General features: G+C 68.0%; 17 protein-coding genes. 14 read left to right on the forward strand and 3 right to left on the reverse strand.

Annotated elements, in window-relative coordinates; genetic code table 11:
- The first annotated feature begins 68 nt into the window (after positions 1-68).
- The 4 genes from AC5LXK_RS32460 to AC5LXK_RS32475 all read left to right on the forward strand — a co-directional run bounded on the left by AC5LXK_RS32460 (position 69) and on the right by AC5LXK_RS32475 (position 5,377).
- A complete protein-coding gene (locus AC5LXK_RS32460) occupies positions 69-1,463 on the forward strand; it encodes a sodium:solute symporter family protein (RefSeq protein WP_493394712.1) in 1,395 nt (464 codons plus the stop codon).
- Positions 1,464-1,483: 20 nt separating this feature from the next.
- Complete coding sequence (locus tag AC5LXK_RS32465) at positions 1,484-3,151, forward strand: amidohydrolase (protein ID WP_493394713.1); 1,668 nt, start codon at positions 1,484-1,486, stop codon at positions 3,149-3,151.
- A complete protein-coding gene (locus tag AC5LXK_RS32470; protein WP_493394714.1) occupies positions 3,148-4,176 on the forward strand; it encodes a CobW family GTP-binding protein in 1,029 nt (342 codons plus the stop codon). Before AC5LXK_RS32465 ends, AC5LXK_RS32470 begins: the two co-directional genes overlap by 4 nt.
- 130 nt (positions 4,177-4,306) lie before the next feature.
- Positions 4,307-5,377 carry a lysozyme inhibitor LprI family protein gene (locus AC5LXK_RS32475; RefSeq protein WP_493394715.1) on the forward strand — a complete coding sequence of 357 codons (1,071 nt, stop codon included), beginning with the start codon at positions 4,307-4,309 and terminating at the stop codon, positions 5,375-5,377.
- Between the two features lie 25 nt (positions 5,378-5,402).
- Here AC5LXK_RS32475 and AC5LXK_RS32480 read toward each other — a convergent pair whose 3' ends face one another.
- A complete protein-coding gene (locus tag AC5LXK_RS32480; RefSeq protein ID WP_493394716.1) occupies positions 5,403-6,494 on the reverse strand; it encodes a LacI family DNA-binding transcriptional regulator in 1,092 nt (363 codons plus the stop codon).
- A gap of 241 nt (positions 6,495-6,735) precedes the next feature.
- On the opposite strand from AC5LXK_RS32480, the gene rbsK reads away from it, so the two are divergent.
- The 4 genes from rbsK (at position 6,736) to AC5LXK_RS32500 (ending at position 11,104) form a co-directional block, all read left to right on the forward strand.
- Positions 6,736-7,662, forward strand: a complete 927-nt coding sequence (gene rbsK, locus AC5LXK_RS32485; RefSeq protein ID WP_493394717.1) for a ribokinase — start codon at positions 6,736-6,738, stop codon at positions 7,660-7,662.
- A 60-nt stretch (positions 7,663-7,722) separates the two neighbouring features.
- The gene (locus tag AC5LXK_RS32490) at positions 7,723-9,042 is read left to right on the forward strand and encodes an MFS transporter (protein ID WP_493394718.1); all 1,320 of its coding nucleotides are present in this window, start codon (positions 7,723-7,725) and stop codon (positions 9,040-9,042) included.
- A 43-nt stretch (positions 9,043-9,085) separates the two neighbouring features.
- Positions 9,086-10,033 carry a dihydrodipicolinate synthase family protein gene (locus tag AC5LXK_RS32495; RefSeq protein WP_493394719.1) on the forward strand — a complete coding sequence of 316 codons (948 nt, stop codon included), beginning with the start codon at positions 9,086-9,088 and terminating at the stop codon, positions 10,031-10,033.
- A 423-nt stretch (positions 10,034-10,456) separates the two neighbouring features.
- Positions 10,457-11,104, forward strand: a complete 648-nt coding sequence (locus AC5LXK_RS32500; RefSeq protein WP_493394720.1) for a hypothetical protein — start codon at positions 10,457-10,459, stop codon at positions 11,102-11,104.
- A 163-nt stretch (positions 11,105-11,267) separates the two neighbouring features.
- Here the strand turns inward: AC5LXK_RS32500 and fliD are convergent, their stop codons facing one another.
- Entirely contained in the window at positions 11,268-12,782 is a 1,515-nt protein-coding gene (fliD, locus tag AC5LXK_RS32505) for a flagellar filament capping protein FliD (protein WP_493394721.1), read from the reverse strand.
- A gap of 183 nt (positions 12,783-12,965) precedes the next feature.
- Complete coding sequence (locus AC5LXK_RS32510; RefSeq protein WP_493394722.1) at positions 12,966-13,451, reverse strand: hypothetical protein; 486 nt, start codon at positions 13,449-13,451, stop codon at positions 12,966-12,968.
- Between the two features lie 390 nt (positions 13,452-13,841).
- Between AC5LXK_RS32510 and AC5LXK_RS32515 the strand changes: the two genes are divergently transcribed.
- From AC5LXK_RS32515 to AC5LXK_RS32540, 6 genes are all read left to right on the forward strand, one after another.
- Complete coding sequence (locus tag AC5LXK_RS32515; RefSeq protein ID WP_493394723.1) at positions 13,842-14,255, forward strand: DoxX family protein; 414 nt, start codon at positions 13,842-13,844, stop codon at positions 14,253-14,255.
- 518 nt (positions 14,256-14,773) lie between these two features.
- Positions 14,774-15,739 (forward strand): dTDP-4-dehydrorhamnose reductase family protein, encoded by a 966-nt coding sequence (locus AC5LXK_RS32520; RefSeq protein WP_493394724.1) that lies wholly within the window; start codon positions 14,774-14,776, stop codon positions 15,737-15,739.
- A 99-nt stretch (positions 15,740-15,838) separates the two neighbouring features.
- Positions 15,839-16,756, forward strand: coding sequence for a LysR family transcriptional regulator (locus AC5LXK_RS32525; RefSeq protein WP_493394725.1), 918 nt, complete (start codon positions 15,839-15,841; stop codon positions 16,754-16,756).
- Between the two features lie 184 nt (positions 16,757-16,940).
- On the forward strand, positions 16,941-18,269 hold the full coding sequence (locus AC5LXK_RS32530; RefSeq protein WP_493394726.1) for an MFS transporter: 1,329 nt from the start codon (positions 16,941-16,943) through the stop codon (positions 18,267-18,269).
- An 81-nt stretch (positions 18,270-18,350) separates the two neighbouring features.
- A complete protein-coding gene (locus tag AC5LXK_RS32535) occupies positions 18,351-19,334 on the forward strand; it encodes a M14 family metallopeptidase (protein WP_493394727.1) in 984 nt (327 codons plus the stop codon).
- Between the two features lie 237 nt (positions 19,335-19,571).
- Positions 19,572-20,144, forward strand: coding sequence for a plasmid fertility inhibition factor family protein (locus AC5LXK_RS32540; protein ID WP_493394728.1), 573 nt, complete (start codon positions 19,572-19,574; stop codon positions 20,142-20,144).
- Positions 20,145-20,244: the final 100 nt, after the last annotated feature.

Consider the following 20,244-nt stretch of genomic DNA (forward strand, 5'->3'; position numbering starts at 1 on the left):
CCGCGGACCGCCGGCCGCTCGCGTTTTCCGGCGACCCCTACGCTTCCCGTCCTTTCGCAGAGGTGCGCATGTCAACGGTCGTCTTCGCCGCGCTGATCGCGCTGTCGCTCTATCTCGCCGTTCGATCCGGCCGCGGCCGCGGCAAGCAGAGCGTGCATGACTTCTTCGTCGCATCGCGCCAGTTCGGCACGGCGCTCGTGTTTTTCCTGACCGCCGGCGAGATCTACAGCATCGGCACGATGGTCGGCTTCCCCGGCGGCATCTACGCGAAAGGGCCGACCTACGGCGTATGGTTCCTCGGCTACATCCTGCTGGCCTACCCGATCGGCTATTTCGTCGGGCCGAAGATCTGGGAGGCCGGCAAGCGCCACAACGCGATCACGCTGCCCGACCTGTTCAAGGGCCACTACCGCAGCCGCGGGCTCGAGCTGGTGGTTGCGTGCGCATCGATCCTGTTCCTGATCCCGTGGGGGCAGCTGCAGTTCACCGGCCTCGTCGCGGCGCTCAAGGGGCTCGGCTGGCATGTCGAGCCGCTGTACCTGATCCTCGTGTGCGCGGCGCTCGCGTTCACCTATATCGCGATCTCCGGCGTGCGTGCATCGGCCTACATCGCGATCCTGAAGGACATCCTGATGCTGCTCGCGATCGTCGTGACGGGCATCGCCGTCGCGTGGCAGGCGGGCGGCGTGCATCCGGTGTTCGACGCCGCGAGCCGGCAGGTCAGCAACACGATGGGCGGATCGCAACTGCGCTTCTCGATGAGCACGATGCTGTTCCAGTCGCTCGGCTTCTACCTGATGCCGTTCGCCGCGCAGAATTTCTTCACCGCGCGCGGGCCGAACGCGATCCGGCGCACGCAGGTCGTGATGCCGCTGTACATGCTGATGTACCCGTTCCTCGTGATCGCGTCGTACTACGCGCTCACCGCGAACCTGACACTCGCGTCGCCGAACGACGCGTTCTTCGCGGCCGTCACGCACCTGCTGCCCGGCTGGCTGATCGGCCTCGTCGCGGCCGGCGCCGCGCTGTCGGGGCTGCTGGTGCTCGCCGGCATCTGCCTCGCGATCGGCCCGATCGTCACGCGCAACCTGATGCCGAACCTGCCCGAATCGCGCCAGAAGCGCGCGGCCAAATACGTGATCGTCGGCTACCTGCTGCTGTCGATCGCGACCACGCTGCTCACGCCTAACCTGATGCTCACGCTGATCAACACCACGTACTACGGCGTCACGCAGTTCCTGCCGGGCGTGCTGATCCTGCTCGCGCGGCGCCAGGTGCGGCCCGTTGCGGTGGGCGCCGGGATGATCTGCGGGCAGGTGCTCGCGATGGTCTTCTACGCATTCCATGTCGACTTCGGCGGCATCAACCTCGGCCTCGTGTGCCTCGTCGTCAACGTGCTCGTCGTCGCGGCCGTGCATGCGATGCTGCACGGTCGTCCCGTCAAGCAATACGCCGTATCCTGACGCAAAGGAGCGCCACGCCCATGCAAGCATCCGCAACGCCGGTCGCGCCCGTGACGGTCTTCACCGCACGCCGCATCCTGACGATGAACCCGGCGCAGCCGTCGGCCACGCACGTCGCGGTGCGCGACGGCCGCATCCTCGCGGTCGGCGACGCCGCCGACGCAGCCGCATGGCCCGCGCGCTTCGGCGCATGCACGACCGACGACTCGCTGCGCGACAAGGTGCTGATGCCGGGCCTCGTCGAAGGGCATTGCCACCTGATGGAAGGCGCGATGTGGGATGCCGTGTACGTCGGCTACTACGACCGGCGCGGCCCCGACGGCACGCTGTGGCCGGGCCTGCGTTCGCTCGACGCGGTGCTCGACCGGCTCGCCGATGCCGAGCGCGCGATGACCGACGACGGGCCGCTGCTCGCGTGGGGCTTCGATCCGATCTTCTTCGGCACCGCGCGGCTGACGGTGCGCGAGCTCGACCGCGTGTCGGCGCAGCGGCCGATCGTGATCCTGCATGCGAGCGTGCACCTGATGAACGTGAACGGCGCGATGCTGGCCCGCGCGGGCATCGACGAGGACACCGACATCGACGGCGTGTCGCGCGACGCCGACGGCCGCCCGACGGGCGAGCTGCAGGAGTTCGCGGCGATGCTGCCGGTGTACCAGACGATCGGCGGCAAGCTCGCGATTTCCGCGAGCGAGAAGCCGCACGCGGTCTGGAATTTCGGGCGCGTTGCGCAGCTCGCGGGCGTGACGACGGCCACCGATCTCGTCAACGACCTGTCGGCCGACGGCAACCGCACGCTGCGCGAGGTGACCGCCGATCCGGATTACCCGGTGAGGATCGTGCCGGCCTTCGCGCCGCAGCGCAATCCGGCGCGTTCGGCCGACAGCGTGCTCGCGGAGATCGAACGCAATACCGACAAGCTGCACTTCGGGCCCGTGAAGTTCATCGTCGACGGCTCGATCCAGGGCTTCACCGCGCGCGTGCGCTGGCCCGGCTATGCGGGCGGCCAGCCGAACGGGCTGTGGCTGATTCCGCCCGCGCAGCTCGTCGACGTGTTCGAGCCGTTCCATCGCGCGGGGCTGCAACTGCACGTGCACACCAACGGCGACGAGGCGACGGACGTCGTGCTCGATGCAATGGCGACGCTGCTCGCACGCCATCCGCGCCCCGACCATCGTCATACGCTGCAGCACTGCCAGATGGCTGACGCCGCCCAGCTCAGGCGCGTCCGCGCACTCGGGATGTGCGTGAACTTCTTCGCGAATCATCTGTACTACTGGGGCGATGCGCACTACAGCCAGACCATCGGCCCCGATCGCGCGAACCGGATGGACGCGGCCGGCTCCGCGCGGCGGCTCGGCATTCCGTTCGCGCTGCATTCGGATGCGCCGATCACGCCGCTGAATCCGCTGTTCACCGCGTGGTGCGCGGTGCAGCGCGAGACCGCGTCCGGGCGCGTGCTCGGCGAAGGCGAACGGTTGACGGTGGACGACGCGCTGCATGCGATCACGCTCGGTGCGGCGTATACGCTGCGAATGGATCATCTCGTCGGCAGCATCGAGATCGGCAAGTACGCGGATTTCGCGGTGCTCGACGACGATCCGTCGGTGTGCGCACCCGCGCGTTTGAAAGCACTCGCCGTGTGGGGCACCGTGCTCGGCGGGCGCGTGTTCCGGTCGCCGCGATGAGTGCGCAGGCCGATACCGTCGCGGCCGCGCGCGTGCCGATCGACCTCGCGGTGATCGGCGGCTATCTCGGCGCGGGCAAGACGACGCTCGTCAACGCGATCCTGCAGGCGCCGCACGGCCGGCGCATCGCGGTGCTGGTCAACGATTTCGGTGCGGTGAACATCGATGCGCGCCTCGTGCGTGCGCGCGGCGACGACGTGATCGAGCTCGACAACGGCTGCATCTGCTGCACGATCGGCGGCGCGCTCGTCGATGCGCTGACGCGCGTCGCGACGCGCGACGTGCGGCCCGAACTGCTGCTCGTCGAAGCGAGCGGCGTGGCCGACCCCGCGAAGATCGCCCAGATCGGGCTGCTGAACGGCGAGTTCCGGCTGACGTCGGTGCTCGTCGCCGTCGACGCGCTCGCGTGGCGCGACACGCTGGCCGATCCGCTCGTCGGCGCGATGGCGCAGCGCCAGCTCGACGGCGCGGGCGCGATCGTCGTGACCAAGCTCGACCTCGTTGCGCCGGAACGGCGCGATGCGGTGCTCGACGACGTGCGCGCGTGCGCGCCGACCGATATCGTCGTGGCGGCACGGGAGGGCGAGATTCCGCTCGCGCTGCTGTTCGACGCGGCCGTGCCCGATCGGCGTGCGTTGCCGCGCGATATCGCGCGCGTGCACCGGCCGATCGGCCATGCCGCGATGCCGGCGTTCGCGAGTGCCTCCGTCGTCGTGCCGGCCGTACTCGACAAGGCGCGGCTGCGTGCGTGGCTGAAGGCGTTGCCGCGCACGGTCTTGCGCGCGAAAGGCATCGTGCGCGTGGCCGATGCGGAAGGGGTTGTGACCACACGCGTGTGCCAGGTCGCCGCGCGGCGCATCCGGTTCTCGTCGATGGAAGACGAAGGGCTGGCGCCGCACGAAGGCGACGGCGCGATGGTATTCATCGGGATCTTCGATCATGCGACGGAAGCCGTATTGTGCGCCGGTATCGTGCACTGCAGCGCGGCGGCGGAAACGGTTGCAATGACATCGAACGTCGATTGATCGGCGTCGTGCATTCGGGTTACGCTTCGGCGGGCGGCGGCATGCGTCGCATGCCGGGCCGGGCGTTTTTACCTCGAATGTTGCGTGCAGGTAGCTTCTACGGGCGCGCGACCCAGCGACGATCAAGACGATGACCATCCAGAACCGATCGAATCCGCGCGAATGCGCTGCGATTTCCGCATCCGACAAGCGGCGCACGCACCTGCCGTCCCTCGCGGCGGCCGCACTGCTGACGCTGCTGCCGGTTGCCGCGCATGCGGCCGGCTTCGACTGCGCGAAGGCCGCTTCACCCACCGAGAAGACGATCTGCGCGGATGCCGCGCTGTCGAAGCTCGACGGCGACCTGTCGGCGGCGTGGAAGAAGTCTCTTGCAAAAGGCGGCGATACGGCCGCGCTGAAGGCCGCACAGTTGAAGTGGCTCAGGCAGCGCGACCAGTGCGGCAGCGACGCGTCGTGTCTCGGCGATCGCTACCGCGAACGGCTCGCGAGCCTGGACGGCGCGCCGCTGGCCGCCGATCGCTGGCAGCAGACGTGGTACATGACGAGCGACAACCCGTCGTTCGGCGGCGTGCTGACGCTGACCGGCACCGCGCCGCGGCTGCATTTCGAGCTGAGCGGCAACAACGGTGCGAATACCGGCGGGCTCGACGGCGACATCGTGCTGCACGGCGACAGCGGCATCTATCGCAAGGACAAGTGCCGGCTCGATTTCGACCGGAAGGGCGCGCGCATCCGCGTCACGCAACAGGGGGCCGATTTCGATTGCGGGGCCGGCGCCGGCGTCATGTACGCGGGCGACTACGTGACCGCCGCGAAATTCCGGGCCGCGCCGCCGGCCGACCTGCTGAGCCTCAAGGTCGTCGCCGACGCGCAGCAGAACGCGACCGCGCACAAGCTGCTCGGCGCCGATTATCAGACGCTCGTCGACATGGTGAACTACAGCGCGGACGAAAAGGATCTCGACGGGCTCAACGCCCACGTGACGTCGTATTGGGTGCGCGGCATCGCGACGACGAACGCGGCAATCGTGATGCGCCGCGGTACCGATCTGTGGATCGGGTTGCTCGTGTTCGATGCGAAGAACAACGTCCGGATGCGCTATTACTCGAACGTGCCGGCGTGGCGGAAAACCGTGCCGAAAACGATCGACGCATGGCGCGACAATCTCGACAAGGCGCTGCCGGTCGACGTAATGCAGTAAGCGGGCGCGGTTGCCCGGCGCGCGGTCATGGCTTGCGCGCCGCGCGTACCCGCACCTGCGCCGGCGGCGCAGCGGATTCCCGCGTGCGCAACTCGGGTACCACCGCGCAGCCGCGCCCCGTGGCGCCGTTCTCTAGCGCGTCGAGCAACGCACGGGCGGCCTGGCGCCCGATCGCGTCGGTGTCGACCCACATCGTCGTCAGCGGCGGCTGGATCTCGCGCGCGAGCGCGATGTCGTCGAACCCCGTAATCGACAATTGCGCGGGCACGTCGATGCCGAGCGCCTGCGCTTCGAGCAGCGCGCCGAGCGCGAGCGCATCGTTGCCGCAGATCACGGCGGTCGGCCGCGTCGCCGCATCGCTGTCCGCAATCGCGCGCAGGCTCGCGCGCCCGAACGCGATCGTGGCCGACCCCTCGTGCTGATGCACGGGGCGCACCGCGAGCCCGTGCGCGGCCAGCGTGTCGTGGATGCCGCGCAGGCGGGCCTGCACGCGGTCGTTGTCCGCCGACGGCTGCATGATGATCGCGAAATCGCGGTGGCCGAGGTCGAGCAGGTGCGTGGTGATCCGCGCGAACGCCGCGCGGTTGTCAAAGCCGATGCAGCAGTGCGGGCTGTCGTCGCGATACGCATAGGTGACGACGTACGGCACGCGATGCATCGCAAGGAGTTCGAACAGTTCGGGCGGGTATGCTTCGCCGACGAGCGACACGGCCTCCACACCGCGCGACAGCATCGCGCGCACCTGCGCCAGCGCCTGCGCGGGATCGTAGTTCGAGCAGCCGAGGAACAGCGTGATGCCGTGTTCGGCCATGACCGTCTGCATGCCCGCGACTTGCGACGCGAACACCTGGTCGTCGAGCGTCGGAATGATCGCGCCGGTGATGTGAGTGCGCGTGGACGCGAGCGCGCGGCCGGCTGCATTCGGAATCCAGTTCAGCACACGGGCCGCATCGCGCACGCGCTGCTGCACGTCGGCCGATACCTTGCCGGGATCGTTGTACACGCGCGAGACCGTCGCGGTCGACACGCCGGCCAGTTTCGCGACGTCGCCGAGCACCGAGCGGCCGCTGCCGCGGCGCGCCCGGGACGCACCGCCGCGGGGCGGCGGCGTGCTCATCGGCAGTCTCCCGGCGTGGCGGTCCTGCCTGTGCGGTGCGCGGCCCAATGCGTCATTGTTTACCCTCGATTCATGATGGTCCCGCTTGCAACCTCATTCGATCCTGTGAGAATGTAAGCGCTATCTTCTTGCTGCTTCGTATTATGTCAGACATGGATTTCAACTGCATCGCGAAATTTTCAGAGGCAACGACCTTTCCGGTCATTTTGTCGATCAAAAATGTAAGCGATTACATTCAAGCATGAGCGACACCTCTTCGCCGCGTATCGCCGTCGTCGGCAGCGTCAACATCGACCTCGTCACGCGTGCGCCGCGCCTGCCGGTGCCGGGCGAGACGCTGCTCGGCACGACGTTCCAGACCGTTCACGGTGGCAAGGGTGCGAACCAGGCGGTCGCAGCCGCGCGCCTGGGCGCGGTGGTTGCGATGATTGGATGCGTCGGAGATGACGCGTTCGGCGCACGCCTGCACGACGCGCTCGCGGCGGAGCGCATCGACGTGACGCACCTGCACCGGATCGCGGGCACCGCGACCGGCGTGGCGACGATCACGGTCGATGACGGCGGCGCGAACAGCATCGTCGTCGTGCCCGGCGCGAACGCGTGCGTCGATGCCGACCGGATCGACGCGGCGCGCGCCGCCATTGCCGGCGCGGCGCTGCTCGTATGTCAGCTCGAAGTGCCGGTCGCCACCGTGGCGCGCGCGATTGCCTGCGCGAGTGCGCACCGCACGCCGGTACTGCTCAACCCCGCGCCCGCGCAGCCGCTGTTCGACGCATTGCTGGCGCGGGTCGACTACCTCGTCGTCAACGAAACCGAAGCCGAATCGCTGACCGGCATCGCGGTCGGCGACGATGCGTCCGCCATGCGCGCCGCCGATGCGCTGTGCGCGAAGGGCGTCGGCAACGTGCTGGTCACGCTCGGCGCGCGCGGCGTCTGCTGGCGCGGCAGCGCAGGGAACGGCCGCCATCGGGCGCTGGCGGTCGTGGCCGTCGATACGACCGCGGCCGGCGACACGTTCGTCGGCGGGTTCGCGGCCGCCCGCGCCGGCGGCGCATCGATGGACGACGCGATCGGCTTCGGCCAGCGCGCGGCAGCGATCAGCGTCACGCGCCACGGCGCGCAGACGTCGATCCCGACGCGCGACGAAGTGATCCGTTTGGATAGCTGAATTCAGCAGACGACGGAACGGCCCGAAGCGGCTGATACCGGTGACATGGAGACAATCGACATGAACGACAACCAACCTGTTCCGCCCGCGCCGCCGCGCATCCGGCGCGGCCAACGCATCGCGCTCGCGCTGTTGATGGCGAGCGGGATCGTCAACTATCTCGATCGCGGCACGCTGGCCGTCGCGAGTTCGGCGATCCGCGGCGATCTCGGCCTGTCGCTCTCGCAGATGGGGCTGCTGCTGTCGGCGTTCTCGTGGAGCTACGCGCTGTGCCAGTTTCCGGTCGGCGGGCTCGTCGACCGCATCGGCCCGCGCCGGCTGCTCGGCATCGGGCTGATCGTCTGGTCGTTCGCGCAGGCGGCGGGCGGCATCGTGTCGACGTTCGGCTGGTTCATCGTCGCGCGCATCGTGCTCGGCATCGGCGAGGCGCCGCAATTTCCGTCGGCCGCGCGCGTGGTCAGCAACTGGTTCCCGCTGCGCGCGCGCGGCACGCCGACCGGCATTTTCAACGCGGCGTCGCCGCTCGGCACCGCGCTTGCGCCGCTGCTGCTGTCGATCCTCGTCGTGTCGCTCGACTGGCGCTGGGCGTTCATTGCGACCGGCGCACTCGGCCTCGTCGTCGCCGTCGTGTGGTTCGCGCTGTATCGCGATCCGGTGCGCGCGCAACTGTCCGCCGCCGAACGCAGCTATCTCGATGCCGACGCGCAAAGCGTCGTCGCGGCACCGAAGCTGACGTTCGCCGAATGGCGCAGCCTGTTCTCGCACGGCACGACCTGGGGGATGCTGATCGGCTTCTTCGGCTCCGTGTACCTGAACTGGGTGTACCTGACCTGGCTGCCGGGCTACCTGACGATGGAGCGGCACATGAGCCTGATCCGCACCGGGTTCGCCGCGTCGGTGCCGTTCCTGTGCGGGTTCGTGGGTTCGCTGGTGGCCGGCTGGCTGTCGGATCTGGTCACGCGCCGCAGCCGGTCGCCGGTCGTGAGCCGGCGCAATGCGGTGGTGGTCGCGATGCTCGGGATGGTCGCGTTCACGATCCCGGCCGCGCTCGTGCAGAGCAACACGGTCGCGCTCGCGTGCATTTCGGTCGTGATCTTTCTCGCGAACGCGGCGTCGGCCTGCTCGTGGGCGCTCGCGACGGCGGCCGCGCCGCCGAGCCGTATCGCATCGCTCGGCGCGATCCAGAATTTCGGCGGCTTCATCGGCGGCGCGCTTGCGCCGATCCTGACGGGCATCATTGCGCAGAAGTGGTCGTTCGTGCCGGCGCTGCTGACGGCCGCGGCGATCGCGTTCGCCGGCGCGATGGCGTACCTGCTGCTGGTGCGCAAGCCGATTCCCGAACAGGCTGCGAACGCCGCGCCCGGACCGTTGCCGGCTTGAGCATGCAGCCCGCATCCGCATTTACTGAAGCAAGGAGAAACAGATGCAACACCCGCAGCAATCGAACGTGACCATCGAGGGGATCGTACCGGTGATGCTGACGCCGTTCGACGACGCCGGCGCGATCGACTACGCCGGGCTCGAGCGGCTCATCGAATGGTATCTGGCGCATGGCTCGGATGCGTTGTTCGCGGTCGCGCAATCGAGCGAGATGCAGTTCCTGAGCCTGGCCGAGCGCGCGGAACTCGCGCGCTTCGTGGTCGGGCGGGTGGCCGGGCGCGTGCCCGTCGTTGCGTCCGGGCACATCAGCGACGATCTCGACGCGCAGGTCGCCGAGCTGTGCGCGGCGGCCGAATCGGGCGCGCAGGGCGTCGTGCTCGTGACCAACCGGCTCGATCCGCAACGCAAGGGCAGCGCTGCGTTGCTCGACCATCTTCACCGGCTGCTCGCGCGGCTGCCGTCGGATCTGCCGCTCGGCCTGTATGAATGTCCGGCCCCTTACCGGCGGCTGTTGTCGGACGACGAACTGCGCGCATGCATCGACACCGGCCGGTTCGTGATGCTCAAGGACGTGAGCTGCGACCTGGCGACGGTGAAGCGGCGTGTCGCACTTGCCGCGGGATCGCCGCTGAAGATCCTGAACGCGAACGCCGCGATTGCGTGGGACGCGATGAAGGCCGGTTCCGCCGGGTTCAACGGCGTGTTCACCAACTTCCACCCCGATCTCTACCGGTGGCTGCGCACGCAGGGCGAATCGCATCCGGCGCTGGCCGACGAGCTGTCCACGTTCCTGGTGGTGTCGGCGGTGTCGGAAGCGCTGGGCTACCCGGCGCTCGCGAAGCTCTACCATCAACGGATCGGCACCTTCGGGTCGATCAAGTGCCGTGCGATCGACTACGACGTGCGCGAGCGGTTCTGGGCGCTCGACGCGGTGCTCGACAAGATCGTGGCCGGAACCGAACATTTCCGCCGGCGGATCGCCGCGGCATGATGCGCGTCGCGTGCCGCAGGGTTGTCGCGGCGCGTGATCGCATGGTGGTGTGCATGCGACCACCCCTTGGCCGCAAGAAGAACCGGCTTCGCGCGATGCGTCGCGCATGCGACCCGATCGCCGCGATGCCCGATTGAGGCGATGGCGACCCCGCCTGCCGGCGCTGCGTCGTCGTGCCGCCCGGTTTTCATCCTCCGCATCTCGACTCGAGCCGCCCGCGAGCGCGGCGCCGACGCTCGTCTACCCGATTCCCCGCGCCGCGCGTTTCGCCGCGTCCTCCGGCCGCTCCGCGCAAGTTTCTGCGTCGCACGACAAAAGCGCACAAATCTGTGCAATCGCTTCTTCGCTTCCCGTAACGATTCGTAATATTATGCCGCGGAGTGATTTTTACCGATGAACCGCTGAATCCGCATTCGCCCTCCCATGCACCTCGCGACGACGACAAGCCAGCCCCCGATCCTGGCCGCACCGGTTGATGCCATGCTGCACGCCGTGATCGACGAGGTCGTCCACCGGAGTGTGTCGGAAGCGACGACGCGCAGCGGCTACATGCGCTGTGCCGACTATGCGATCGTCGGTGCGCAGGTCCTGACGTTGCTGACCGGCAAGTCTTACCGGCCGTTCGCGGGCGGCGAGGTGATGGATTTCGGCGAAGGCAACCTGTACGCGCTGTGCACGACGCGCGAGCGGCGCCGCACCGCACGGCATCTGTCGCAGCTCGCGCGGTATCACTGCTGGATCGAAGCGCGCCACGACGCCGCCGGCGGCCATGCACGCAAGGAGATCGTGGACTTCACGCTGCGCCACGACGAGACCGTGGCGAATAATCTGGGCATGCCGTTCGGCCGCGCGTACCAGGCCTATTTCTGGGGCTGGGAGGACGAGCACGCGGTCCCGGCCGAGTTGCACGATCATCCGGTCTTCGCGAAGCAGGGCCCCGTGTGGCGCTGGGCCGAGCGCGAATGCACGTCGCTGCTGCGCGCATACGAGCGCGAGCGGCCGGGCTATTTCGGACGGCAGGTGTCGCGTGCGATCGACCTTTTCGCCGACCGCGTCGAGGGTCTGGGCTGACGCCCGGCCCGTTTCAGGAACGCCACGCGCGGGCCGGCTGCCTGCTGCGATGACGCGAACCCGGCAAGCGCTTGCGCACCGCCGGGCGTGAACGACTTCCTCTTCGTACGGCACGGTGCGTGCAACGGCTCGAGCCGTTGCACGCACCGTGCCCGGCAGCCGCTTACTTGTTCGACAGCGTGCCGCCGCTGTTCGCGCCGCCAAACAGCCGCGTCAGGTACTGCGTGTTGGAGTTCATCTTGGCCATCAGCGTATTGAGCGACGTGAACTGCGCCTTGTACTGATTGGTCAGTTGCGTGGCGTAGTCGGACAGATCCGCCTGCTGCTGCGTGACGCGCTTCAGGTCGGCGGTCAGCGCGTTCGTGCGCACGTCGATCATCCCGTCCTTCTTCGTGAAGTGCGTGATCTGCTCGGCCAGGCGCGTGCCGAGTCCGTTCTCCGGATTGAACAGGCGTGCGACGCCCGACGGGTTGGCGGACAGCGCGCTGTCGAGTTTCGCGGCATCGACGTTCAGTGTGCCGTCCTTCTCGAGCTTGATGCCGATCGACAGCAGGTTCACGTGCCCGTTGCCCTTCTCGGTGGTGGCGCCGGTGTCGACGCCGCGCGCGACGATCGACGCGAGCGAGTTGCGGATCGTGTTCAGCGTCGAATCGCCGATCAGCGCGCCCTGCGAGCTTGCCCCTGCCGTGTAGCTCGACAGCGCACCCATCGTCTTGACGGCCGTGTTGTACAGGTTCACGAAATTCGTGATCGTGGCTGCCTGCGACTTCGTGTCGGTGCTGACCGTCAGCGTCTGCGTATCGGTCGCGCTGACCGCGGCCGCCGACAGGTTCAGCGTCATGCCCGTCAGCACGCTCGACACCGCGTTGCTCGCGCTGGTCGATGCGATCCCGTTGATCGTGAACTTCGCGTCCTGTGCGACGGCGCTTTGCCGCCACGCGGCCGCGCTGTTCGCCGAATCGATCTTCGATGCGCCGCCGGCCGTGTCGGGCGTCGACGTGACGCCGAGGCTCGACAGGCCGTTGTCGTCGGACACGTTGCCGACCGCGACGCTGATCGCGTTCGCCGAGCCCGTCTTCGTCGACGCGAGCACGAGGTGCGCGCCGTCCGTGCCGTTGATGACCGTCGCGCTGATTCCCGGGTTACCCGACGCGGAATTGATCGCGGCGGCGATACCCGACAGCGTGTTGTTCGTGCTGCCGACCTCGACCTTGAACGACTGGCTGCCGAGCGACAGCGACAGCGTGCCGGTGCCGAGCGCCTTGCTGCCGTTGAAGCCCGCCGAGGACAGCGCCTGGGCGGTCGCGATCTGCGTGACGCCGATCGTGTAGGTGCCGGGGACTGCGCCCGCGCCCGCCGTCGCGGTCAGGCCCTTGCCGCTTGCGACGGCGTTGAACGTCGACTGCAGCGCGCCGTTCTTCAGCGACGTCAGGCCTGCCTCGAGCGCGCCCAGCGCCGACGACAGCGCGCCGAATGCGGAAATCCGCGTGCTGCCGGTCGTTTGCGAAGCCGCCAGCGTCGCGGCCCGGCCGGCCGTCTTCGCGTTCACCAGTGTCTTGACGAGCGAGCCGACATCCATCGACGGATTGCCGGTCGAGCCGTTGATGATGGATTGCGCCGCCTGCTGCAGCAGGCTGGTCGCGTTCGCGTTGTTATTGACGGGCGTGTTCGTTGCCATGGGTGACTCCGGTTGAAAGGCGATCCTGTGACGAACGGCTGCCGAGCCTGCCTGCGGCGATCCGCGCGGGCTCGTGGCGATTCGCCTGCATGCCGCTTCCCGCGCGACGCACCCCGCAGTTCGCGGGAAGTGTCGGGGAAACGTAAGAAGGAATCGGTGCGCTATCGTATATTTAAATCGGTATTAATTGGTAATTTTTTGTAATGCTTCTTGTGAAAACTGTGGGCGGGAGAAGGGTAAGTGCGAGATATGACGGAAACGCGCGATGTTTCCGCACAAGTACATGATTTTAATTGTATTTATTGAGGGATTTCCCGCTGCATTGAAAACTTGCTGAAAGCATGAATCTTTGATGACACGCTTTTCGTTCATTCCGCTAAACACCCGGCGGATGAACGGTGTGGCAAGAATGTTGTTCCAGGCGGATATCGGGCTGCGAGCCTTTCCAGGCGGGCATTGTGTCGCGGCGTGCGACGTCAGGCCGCATGCCCGTGAAATGTTTTCGTCCGGCGCAGGCGTATTTCCGGGCCATGTGTCGCTGTTCGAAACGGCATGCTTCGTCGATTGCAAAGACGATCGAGTAGTCGGGGCGAAGCGGGTGACGGCGAATCGCGCATCGATTGCACGGCCGAATAACGGATGCGATGCGCCATTCCGGCCGATGTGCATCAATTCGGGCCGACAATAGCGGTCAAAACCGGCTACGCACAAAGACGTGCGGATCTTTCACGTTCCTGAAACGGAGAAGAGGGTGGCTGGCGCGGGCAATCGGGTACTGCGTGACAGGCCAGTCGCCTCCGATTGTCCACTTATTCGAGACAGCGAATCATGTTTTGACGGATTGATGATTTACGGCGGGACAGTAGACTGCACTCGTGCTTCGCCGGAACCGATCCGGAGCGCGCCGGCAACCGCGGCGCAACCGGACGGATTCTTCGGCGGCGGGCCCGGTGGCTTGCCGTCCGAGTGTGCGAGGAGTGGTCCGTTGCCGGCCTGGCGCACCGATTCGGCGCGCATCGGCACCGGATGCATCAAACGGTCAATTCAAGGGTGATGGCTATGCGTTACGTTTCGCTGGAGTCGAAGAAGGACGAGCTGCTGCTGGCGGCTCGCGTGCTGATGATGATCCTGTTCGTGCTGTTCGGCTGGCAGAAGCTGACCGGTTTTTCGGGCACGGTCGCGTACATGGCGTCGACGGGGAATCCGGCGCCCGAGCTGGCGGCCGCGATCGCGGTGGCGGTCGAGCTGGTGGGCGGCGTGCTGATCGCGATCGGCTTCTATACGCGGCCGCTCGCACTGGCGTTCGCCGCCTATACGCTCGCGACCGCGCTGATCGGCCATCGCTACTGGGCGCTGCAGGGGATGGAGCAGTACATGGCGATGATCAACTTCTACAAGAACGTGAGCATCATCGGCGGGCTGCTGTTGCTCGCGCTGACCGGGCCGGGGCGGTATTCGGCCGACCGGAAGTAACGCGCAGGACGTTGCTGTCCAGGGTAACGGGCCCGGTGCGCGCAAGCGTGCCGGGTTTTGTCGTTTGGCGCGCAGACGAACCGTTGCCGGTCGCGCAGGTGTCGCCCGCAGGATTCGGCGTCGCGCCCGATGCGTCCGACGCCTGCAGTCGCAACCCGGCCCGCAGCGTGTCGACGCCGGCCGGGTTCGGCGCAAGCACATGCGGCGAAGACCGGCGACACGCTGCCAGCGTGCGCGCTGTCGGGCGGGGTGCGGTAGCGCGATGCGGCGCGCAACAGCGTCACGCGGCCGGCGGAATTGTCGTTCTCGGACGACGCAGTCCGGCGGGTTGGCGCGAGGTGGGCGCGTCGGCGTCCAGGCGAACCCGTCCCTGAGCCCCGGCGCCCGCAATCCTGATGACGTGGTCACGCAATTACCGGGATCGCCGACCGTTCCGTTTTTTCCGCTATCCTCGACGCGACTCCGTTGGAACGCCTGACGCGATCCAGCGCCCCTCCATTCAACCCGCGTTGCCACCCGTGCCCAATCCAGCCTCGTCGACCGCCCTCCCCACCGTCCTCCTCATCGGCGCCTCCGGCCTCCTTGGCCGTGCGGTTGCCGCAACCCTGGCCGGCGAATCGTCGCTGACGCTGCTCGCGACCATCCGCAACCCGCAAAGCGCAGGCGCAAAGCTTCTCGCGCTGCCGCAGGAAAACATCGCCGAACTCGACGCCCTCGATCAGTCGTCCCTCGAACACCTCTTCGAAACCCGCAAGCCGGCGGCCGTCATCGTGTGCGCCGCCGAACGCCGTCCCGACGTTTGCGAACGCGATCCCGCAGCCGCCCGCGCGATCAACGTCACGGCTCCGGCCCGCATCGGCGCGCTCGCCGCGCGCCATGGCGCATGGACGCTCGGCATCTCGACCGACTACGTCTTCGACGGCAAGGCCGCACCGTACACGGAAGACGCCCTCCCGAATCCGCTGAACATCTACGGCCGGACCAAACTGGAAGGCGAGGCGGCCCTCCTCGCGGCATCGCCGCTGTCCTGCGTGCTGCGCCTGCCGTTGCTCTTCGGCCCGATTGCCGACTGGAGCGAGTCGGCCGTCACGAGCCTCGTCCCGGCGATCGTCGCGTCCGCGCAGCCGGGTGCCGAAGCCGTCGGCATGGACGCATGGGCGATCCGCTACCCGACCTACACGCCCGACGTCGCGAAAGTCATCCGCGACCTGACGCTGCGCCACCTCGCGGGTGGAACCGTCACGGGCATCCGCCATTGGTCGGGCGAAGAGCCGATGACGAAGTACGACATCGCGCAGCGAATCGCGGCCGCGCTCGACATTGCCGCATTGCTCACGCCGGTCGACCAGCCGACCGACGCGACACCGCGCCCGTACGATTGCCATCTGGACGCATCGCGCGTGCGTGACCTCGGGATCCAGTACGCGACACCGTTCGATATCGCGCTGAGTACCGTGCTGCGCGAGGCGCCGCAGGCGCAGTAGGATCAGGTTCCGTCCGCGGTTCGCGCCACCCCGCCGGCATCGGCCGGCCAATCCGCCGCGCACCTCACGGCGCGCCACCGCCCATCCAGGAGCCAGGCCATGCAACTGAAATGGCTCGAAGACTTCGTCGAACTCGCCCGCACGCGCAGCTTTACGCGTGCAGCCGAAAACCGTTTCGTCACGCATCCGGCGTTCGGCCGCCGCATCCGTTCGCTCGAGGAATGGGTCGGCACGCGGCTGATCGCGCGCACGAAGCCGCTCGAACTGACGGCGGCCGGCACCGTGTTCCTCGACGCCGCGTCGAATGCGCTCGACATCCTGCACGGCGCGCGCACGCAACTCCAGGAAGCATCGCCGGTGCTGGAAAACAACCTGCGGATCGCGACCGGCCGCACGTTGTCGGCCACCTTCTTCCCCGACTGGTACGACGAGACGGTTGCGCGCGCAGGCTTCTTCACGGCGACCGTGTCGACCGGCAGCGCGGAGGAGGCGATCCTGCAGCTCACGGCCGGCGAAGCCGACATGCTGATCGTCTATTCGAGCCCGCACACGCGGCTGTTGATCGATCGCGACCGGTTCGACTGGCTGTCCGTCGCGCGCGAGGTGCTGGTGCCCGTCAGCGCGCTGGATGCGCGCGGCAGCGCGCGCTACCGGCTGCCGGCCGGACAGGCGCCGGTGCCGTGGCTCGCGTTCGCCCGCACGCTGACATTGCGCGCGGTGCTCGCCCGCCATCTCGCCGAAATGCCGAACCGTCCGACGCTGCGGCCCGTGTACCAGGCCGACTCCTACGAAGCGATCCTCGCGATGGCGCGGCGCGGGCTCGGCCTCGCGTGGCTGCCGCAGCGGCTCGTCGCGGACGACGTGCGGCGCGGCGAACTCGCGATCGTCGGCGGTGCCGACTGGCAGATCGGCTTCGACATCGCGCTGTACCGGCGCCGGAACGAATCGCATCCGGTACTCGACGCCATCTGGCGCGCTGCGCCGTCCCGCGACGACGACGGGGCGCCGGCCGGCTGACCCGGCGGCCCGAACCGCCCGGCGCACCCGATGCGCCGATCAGCACGCTTGCGTGCCGAAACGGCACGAACGCACGCCCCGCGGTGCCTACACTCCGCGCTTGACTGGCCCGAACGGCCGCCGGCAACCGCCGCGCACCGTCTTTCAAAATCCTGACGGCCAGCATGAATGGAGGAGCACAGGCATGACCCGCAACCCGCACGCCGCGCAGGCGGCCCCGCACAATCCGTGGCGCGAGATCTGCGCCGCGAGCATCGGCAACGCGCTGGAGTTCTACGACCTGCTGATCTACGGTTACTTCGCGATCGTAATCGGCCAGCTGTTTTTCCCGACGCACGACGCGGCGACCTCGCTGCTGTTGTCGGTCGGCACGTTCGGCATCTCGTTCGTCACGCGTCCGCTCGGCTCGATCGTGCTCGGCAGCTATGCGGACCGCGCGGGCCGCAAGGCGTCGCTGACGGTGTCGATCGGGCTGATGATGGTCGGCACCGCGATGATCGCGTTCGCGCCGACGTATGCGCAGATCGGCATCGCCTCGCCGCTCGTGATCATCGTCGCGCGGATGCTGCAGGGCTTCTCGACCGGCGGCGAATTCGGCGCGGCGACCGCGTTCATGGTCGAGCAGGCCGACGCGAAGCGACGCGGCTTCTTTGCGAGCTGGCAGATGTCGACGCAGGGGCTCGCGACGGTGCTCGCGGCCGGCGTGTCCGCGCTGCTGAGCCTGCTGCTGACGACCGACCAGCTGCACGCATGGGGCTGGCGCGTCGCGTTCGCGGTCGGGCTGCTGATCGGCCCGGTCGGCCTGTACATTCGCCGCAACATCGACGAACCGGCCGATTTCCGCCGGCTCGGCGAGCAGGGGCGGGCGAAGTCGCCGCTGCGCGACGTGTTCGTCCGCGATCGCGCGAACATGTTGCTCGGCGCGGGCGTCGTCGCGACAGCCACGGCGTTCAACTACGTGCACAAGCTGTACATGCCGACGTATGCGGTGAAGCAACTGCACATCCCGGCCACGTCGTCGTATCTCGGCGCGGTCGTCACGGGCGCGATGCTGATGGTCGCGGCGCCGGTCGTCGGGCACCTGTCGGATCGCTTCGGCCGCATCCGCGTGATGCTGGTTGCGCTGATCCTGGTTGGCGTGACGACGTGGCCGCTGTTCGTGACGCTGAACCGCTATCCGACCGTCGAAACGCTGCTCGCGGTGCAGGCGCTCGTCGGGTTGCTGATCGCGGTGAGCCTCGCGCCGCTGCCGGCGCTGCTCGCCGACATCTTCCCGACCAGCACGCGCGGCACGGGCCTCGCGCTGTCGTACAACTTCTCGGTCACGCTGTTCGGCGGCTTCGCGCCGCTGATCGTGACCTGGCTGATCGACGCGACGCACAACAAGCTGGCGCCGAGTTTCTACGTGATGGCGACAGCCGTACTCGGCATCACGTCGGTGATCTCGCTCGGCCGCCGGATGCGCGGTGCGGCCGCGGGCGCCGCGCCGTCGACGCGTGCGACCGAGGCGTGACGTACCGGCCACGAACCCGAATCCGGTGCAACCGGCCGACGCCGGCTGCACCTTCCCCGAACCCTGACGAGCCCTTCCGACATGACCACGCTTGAAGCCATCCGCGCCGCGCTGCCGGCCTATCCGATCGAAGTGGCCTTCCCCGACATCTCGCGCTGGCGCGCGGGCAATACGGGTATCGACTATCTGCATACGTTCGACAGCGGCAAGCCCGGCAAGCACGTGATGATCCTGGCGCTCACGCACGGCAACGAAGTCAGCGGCGCGATCGCGGTGGACGCGCTGCTGGCCGCCGGCCTGCGTCCGGTCGCGGGGCGGCTGTCGCTCGGTTTCGGCAACGTCGGCGCGTACGAACATTTCAGCGCGGAGAACGCCGACGCGACGCGCTATCTCGACGAGGACATGAACCGCGTATGGACGCCGGCCGCGCTCGACGGCATGCGCGACAGCCGCGAGCTTGTGCGGGCGCGCGCGATGCGGCCGCTGCTCGATACGGTCGACCTGCTGCTCGACATTCATTCGATGCACGAAGCATCGGCGCCGCTGATGATGACGGGGCCGCTCGACAAGGCAATCGCGCTGGCGGCCGCGATCGGCACACCCGAGCACGTGATCGTCGATCGCGGCCACGCGAACGGCACGCGGCTGCGCGACTACGGCGGCTTCGGCGATCCGGCGAGCACGAAGAATGCGCTGCTGATCGAGACGGGCCAGCACTTCGCCGCCAGCGCGCGCGACGTCGCGCTCGACAGCGCCGCGCGCTTCCTGCTGCATGCGGGCGTCGTCGCGCGCGACGATGTCGCGGCGTTCCTCACGCAAACCGCGCCGGTGCGGCAGAAATTCGTCGAGATCACGGAGCCGGTCATCGCGCGCTCGATGGATTTCCGGTTTTCGCAGCCGTTCACGGGGCTCGAGGTGATCGAGCAGGCCGGCACCGAGATCGCGCGCGACGGCGACGACGTGATCGTCACGCCGTATGACAACTGCGTGATCGTGCAGCCGTCGATGCGCCATCTCGGCGTGAACGTCACGATGATGCGGCTGGGGCGGCTGCTCGAGCGCTGATGCCCGGATCGCCCGGCGCCCCAGGCCCGGCATGCTGCGTTGCAACGGCCACGTTCATCGTACCGGCACCGAAAGACGCTACACTGCGCGGGTTCCCGATTCAGTCGGGAGCGTCAGGGTACCGGGCGCCCTCGTCGCGCAGCCGGCACGTCGTGCGTTGCCGGCCGCTGCCGCGGCGGCGTGGAGCGCTCCACGGGCCCTGACTCATTCGAAAAGACCGAGAGAACGAGAGGGCCCATGCTGACACGTCTTCACAACGGAATCCTGCGCGCGCGCGACCTGCGCGAATCCGAATCCGCTGCATCGATCCGGCTCCGGCCGATGGCCTGCGAACTGGTCGACCTGAGCGCGAAGCGCGCAACGTGGCGCGTCCCGGTGCCCAACCAGGCAGATTGCTATCTGATGGCCCAGCCGGGTGGGGACGAGCATTTCATCGTCCATGTCGACGCCGACAAGTTCTATCGCCGCTGGCTCGAGACGAGCCCCGCGTTTCCGAAGCGGGATTCGCAGGATTGCGTCCCGCGCCAGGCCATGCCGTTCGACCGGAAGTTCGCGATGGCCGCCGCCGGGTTCAAGGGCGGCCGCGACGCGCCGGTGCCGATGCCGTCGGTCGGCTACTGGACGGTGGAAAGCGGTTACGAGGTCGCGATGAGCGACGGCATGACGCGTACCTTCTGGCTGCTCGCCAATCGCGTCCGGTCGTTTCCCGTCGGCGTGAACGACGCGAGCTGGGCGACGGTGCTGAACAGCATGGTCGGCATCGGCGTGGCGCCGATCGCGTCCAGCGACCTGTTTTCCCGGCGCGCGTGAGCGCGACGCCCGGAGGCGTTGCACGAAGCGGGAACCCCGTGCATCGCGCCTCGTTCGGCCCGATTTGACACCCGGCGTCGCCGACCATTAAAGTCGCGAC

This window comes from Burkholderia pulmonis (assembly GCF_984667975.1).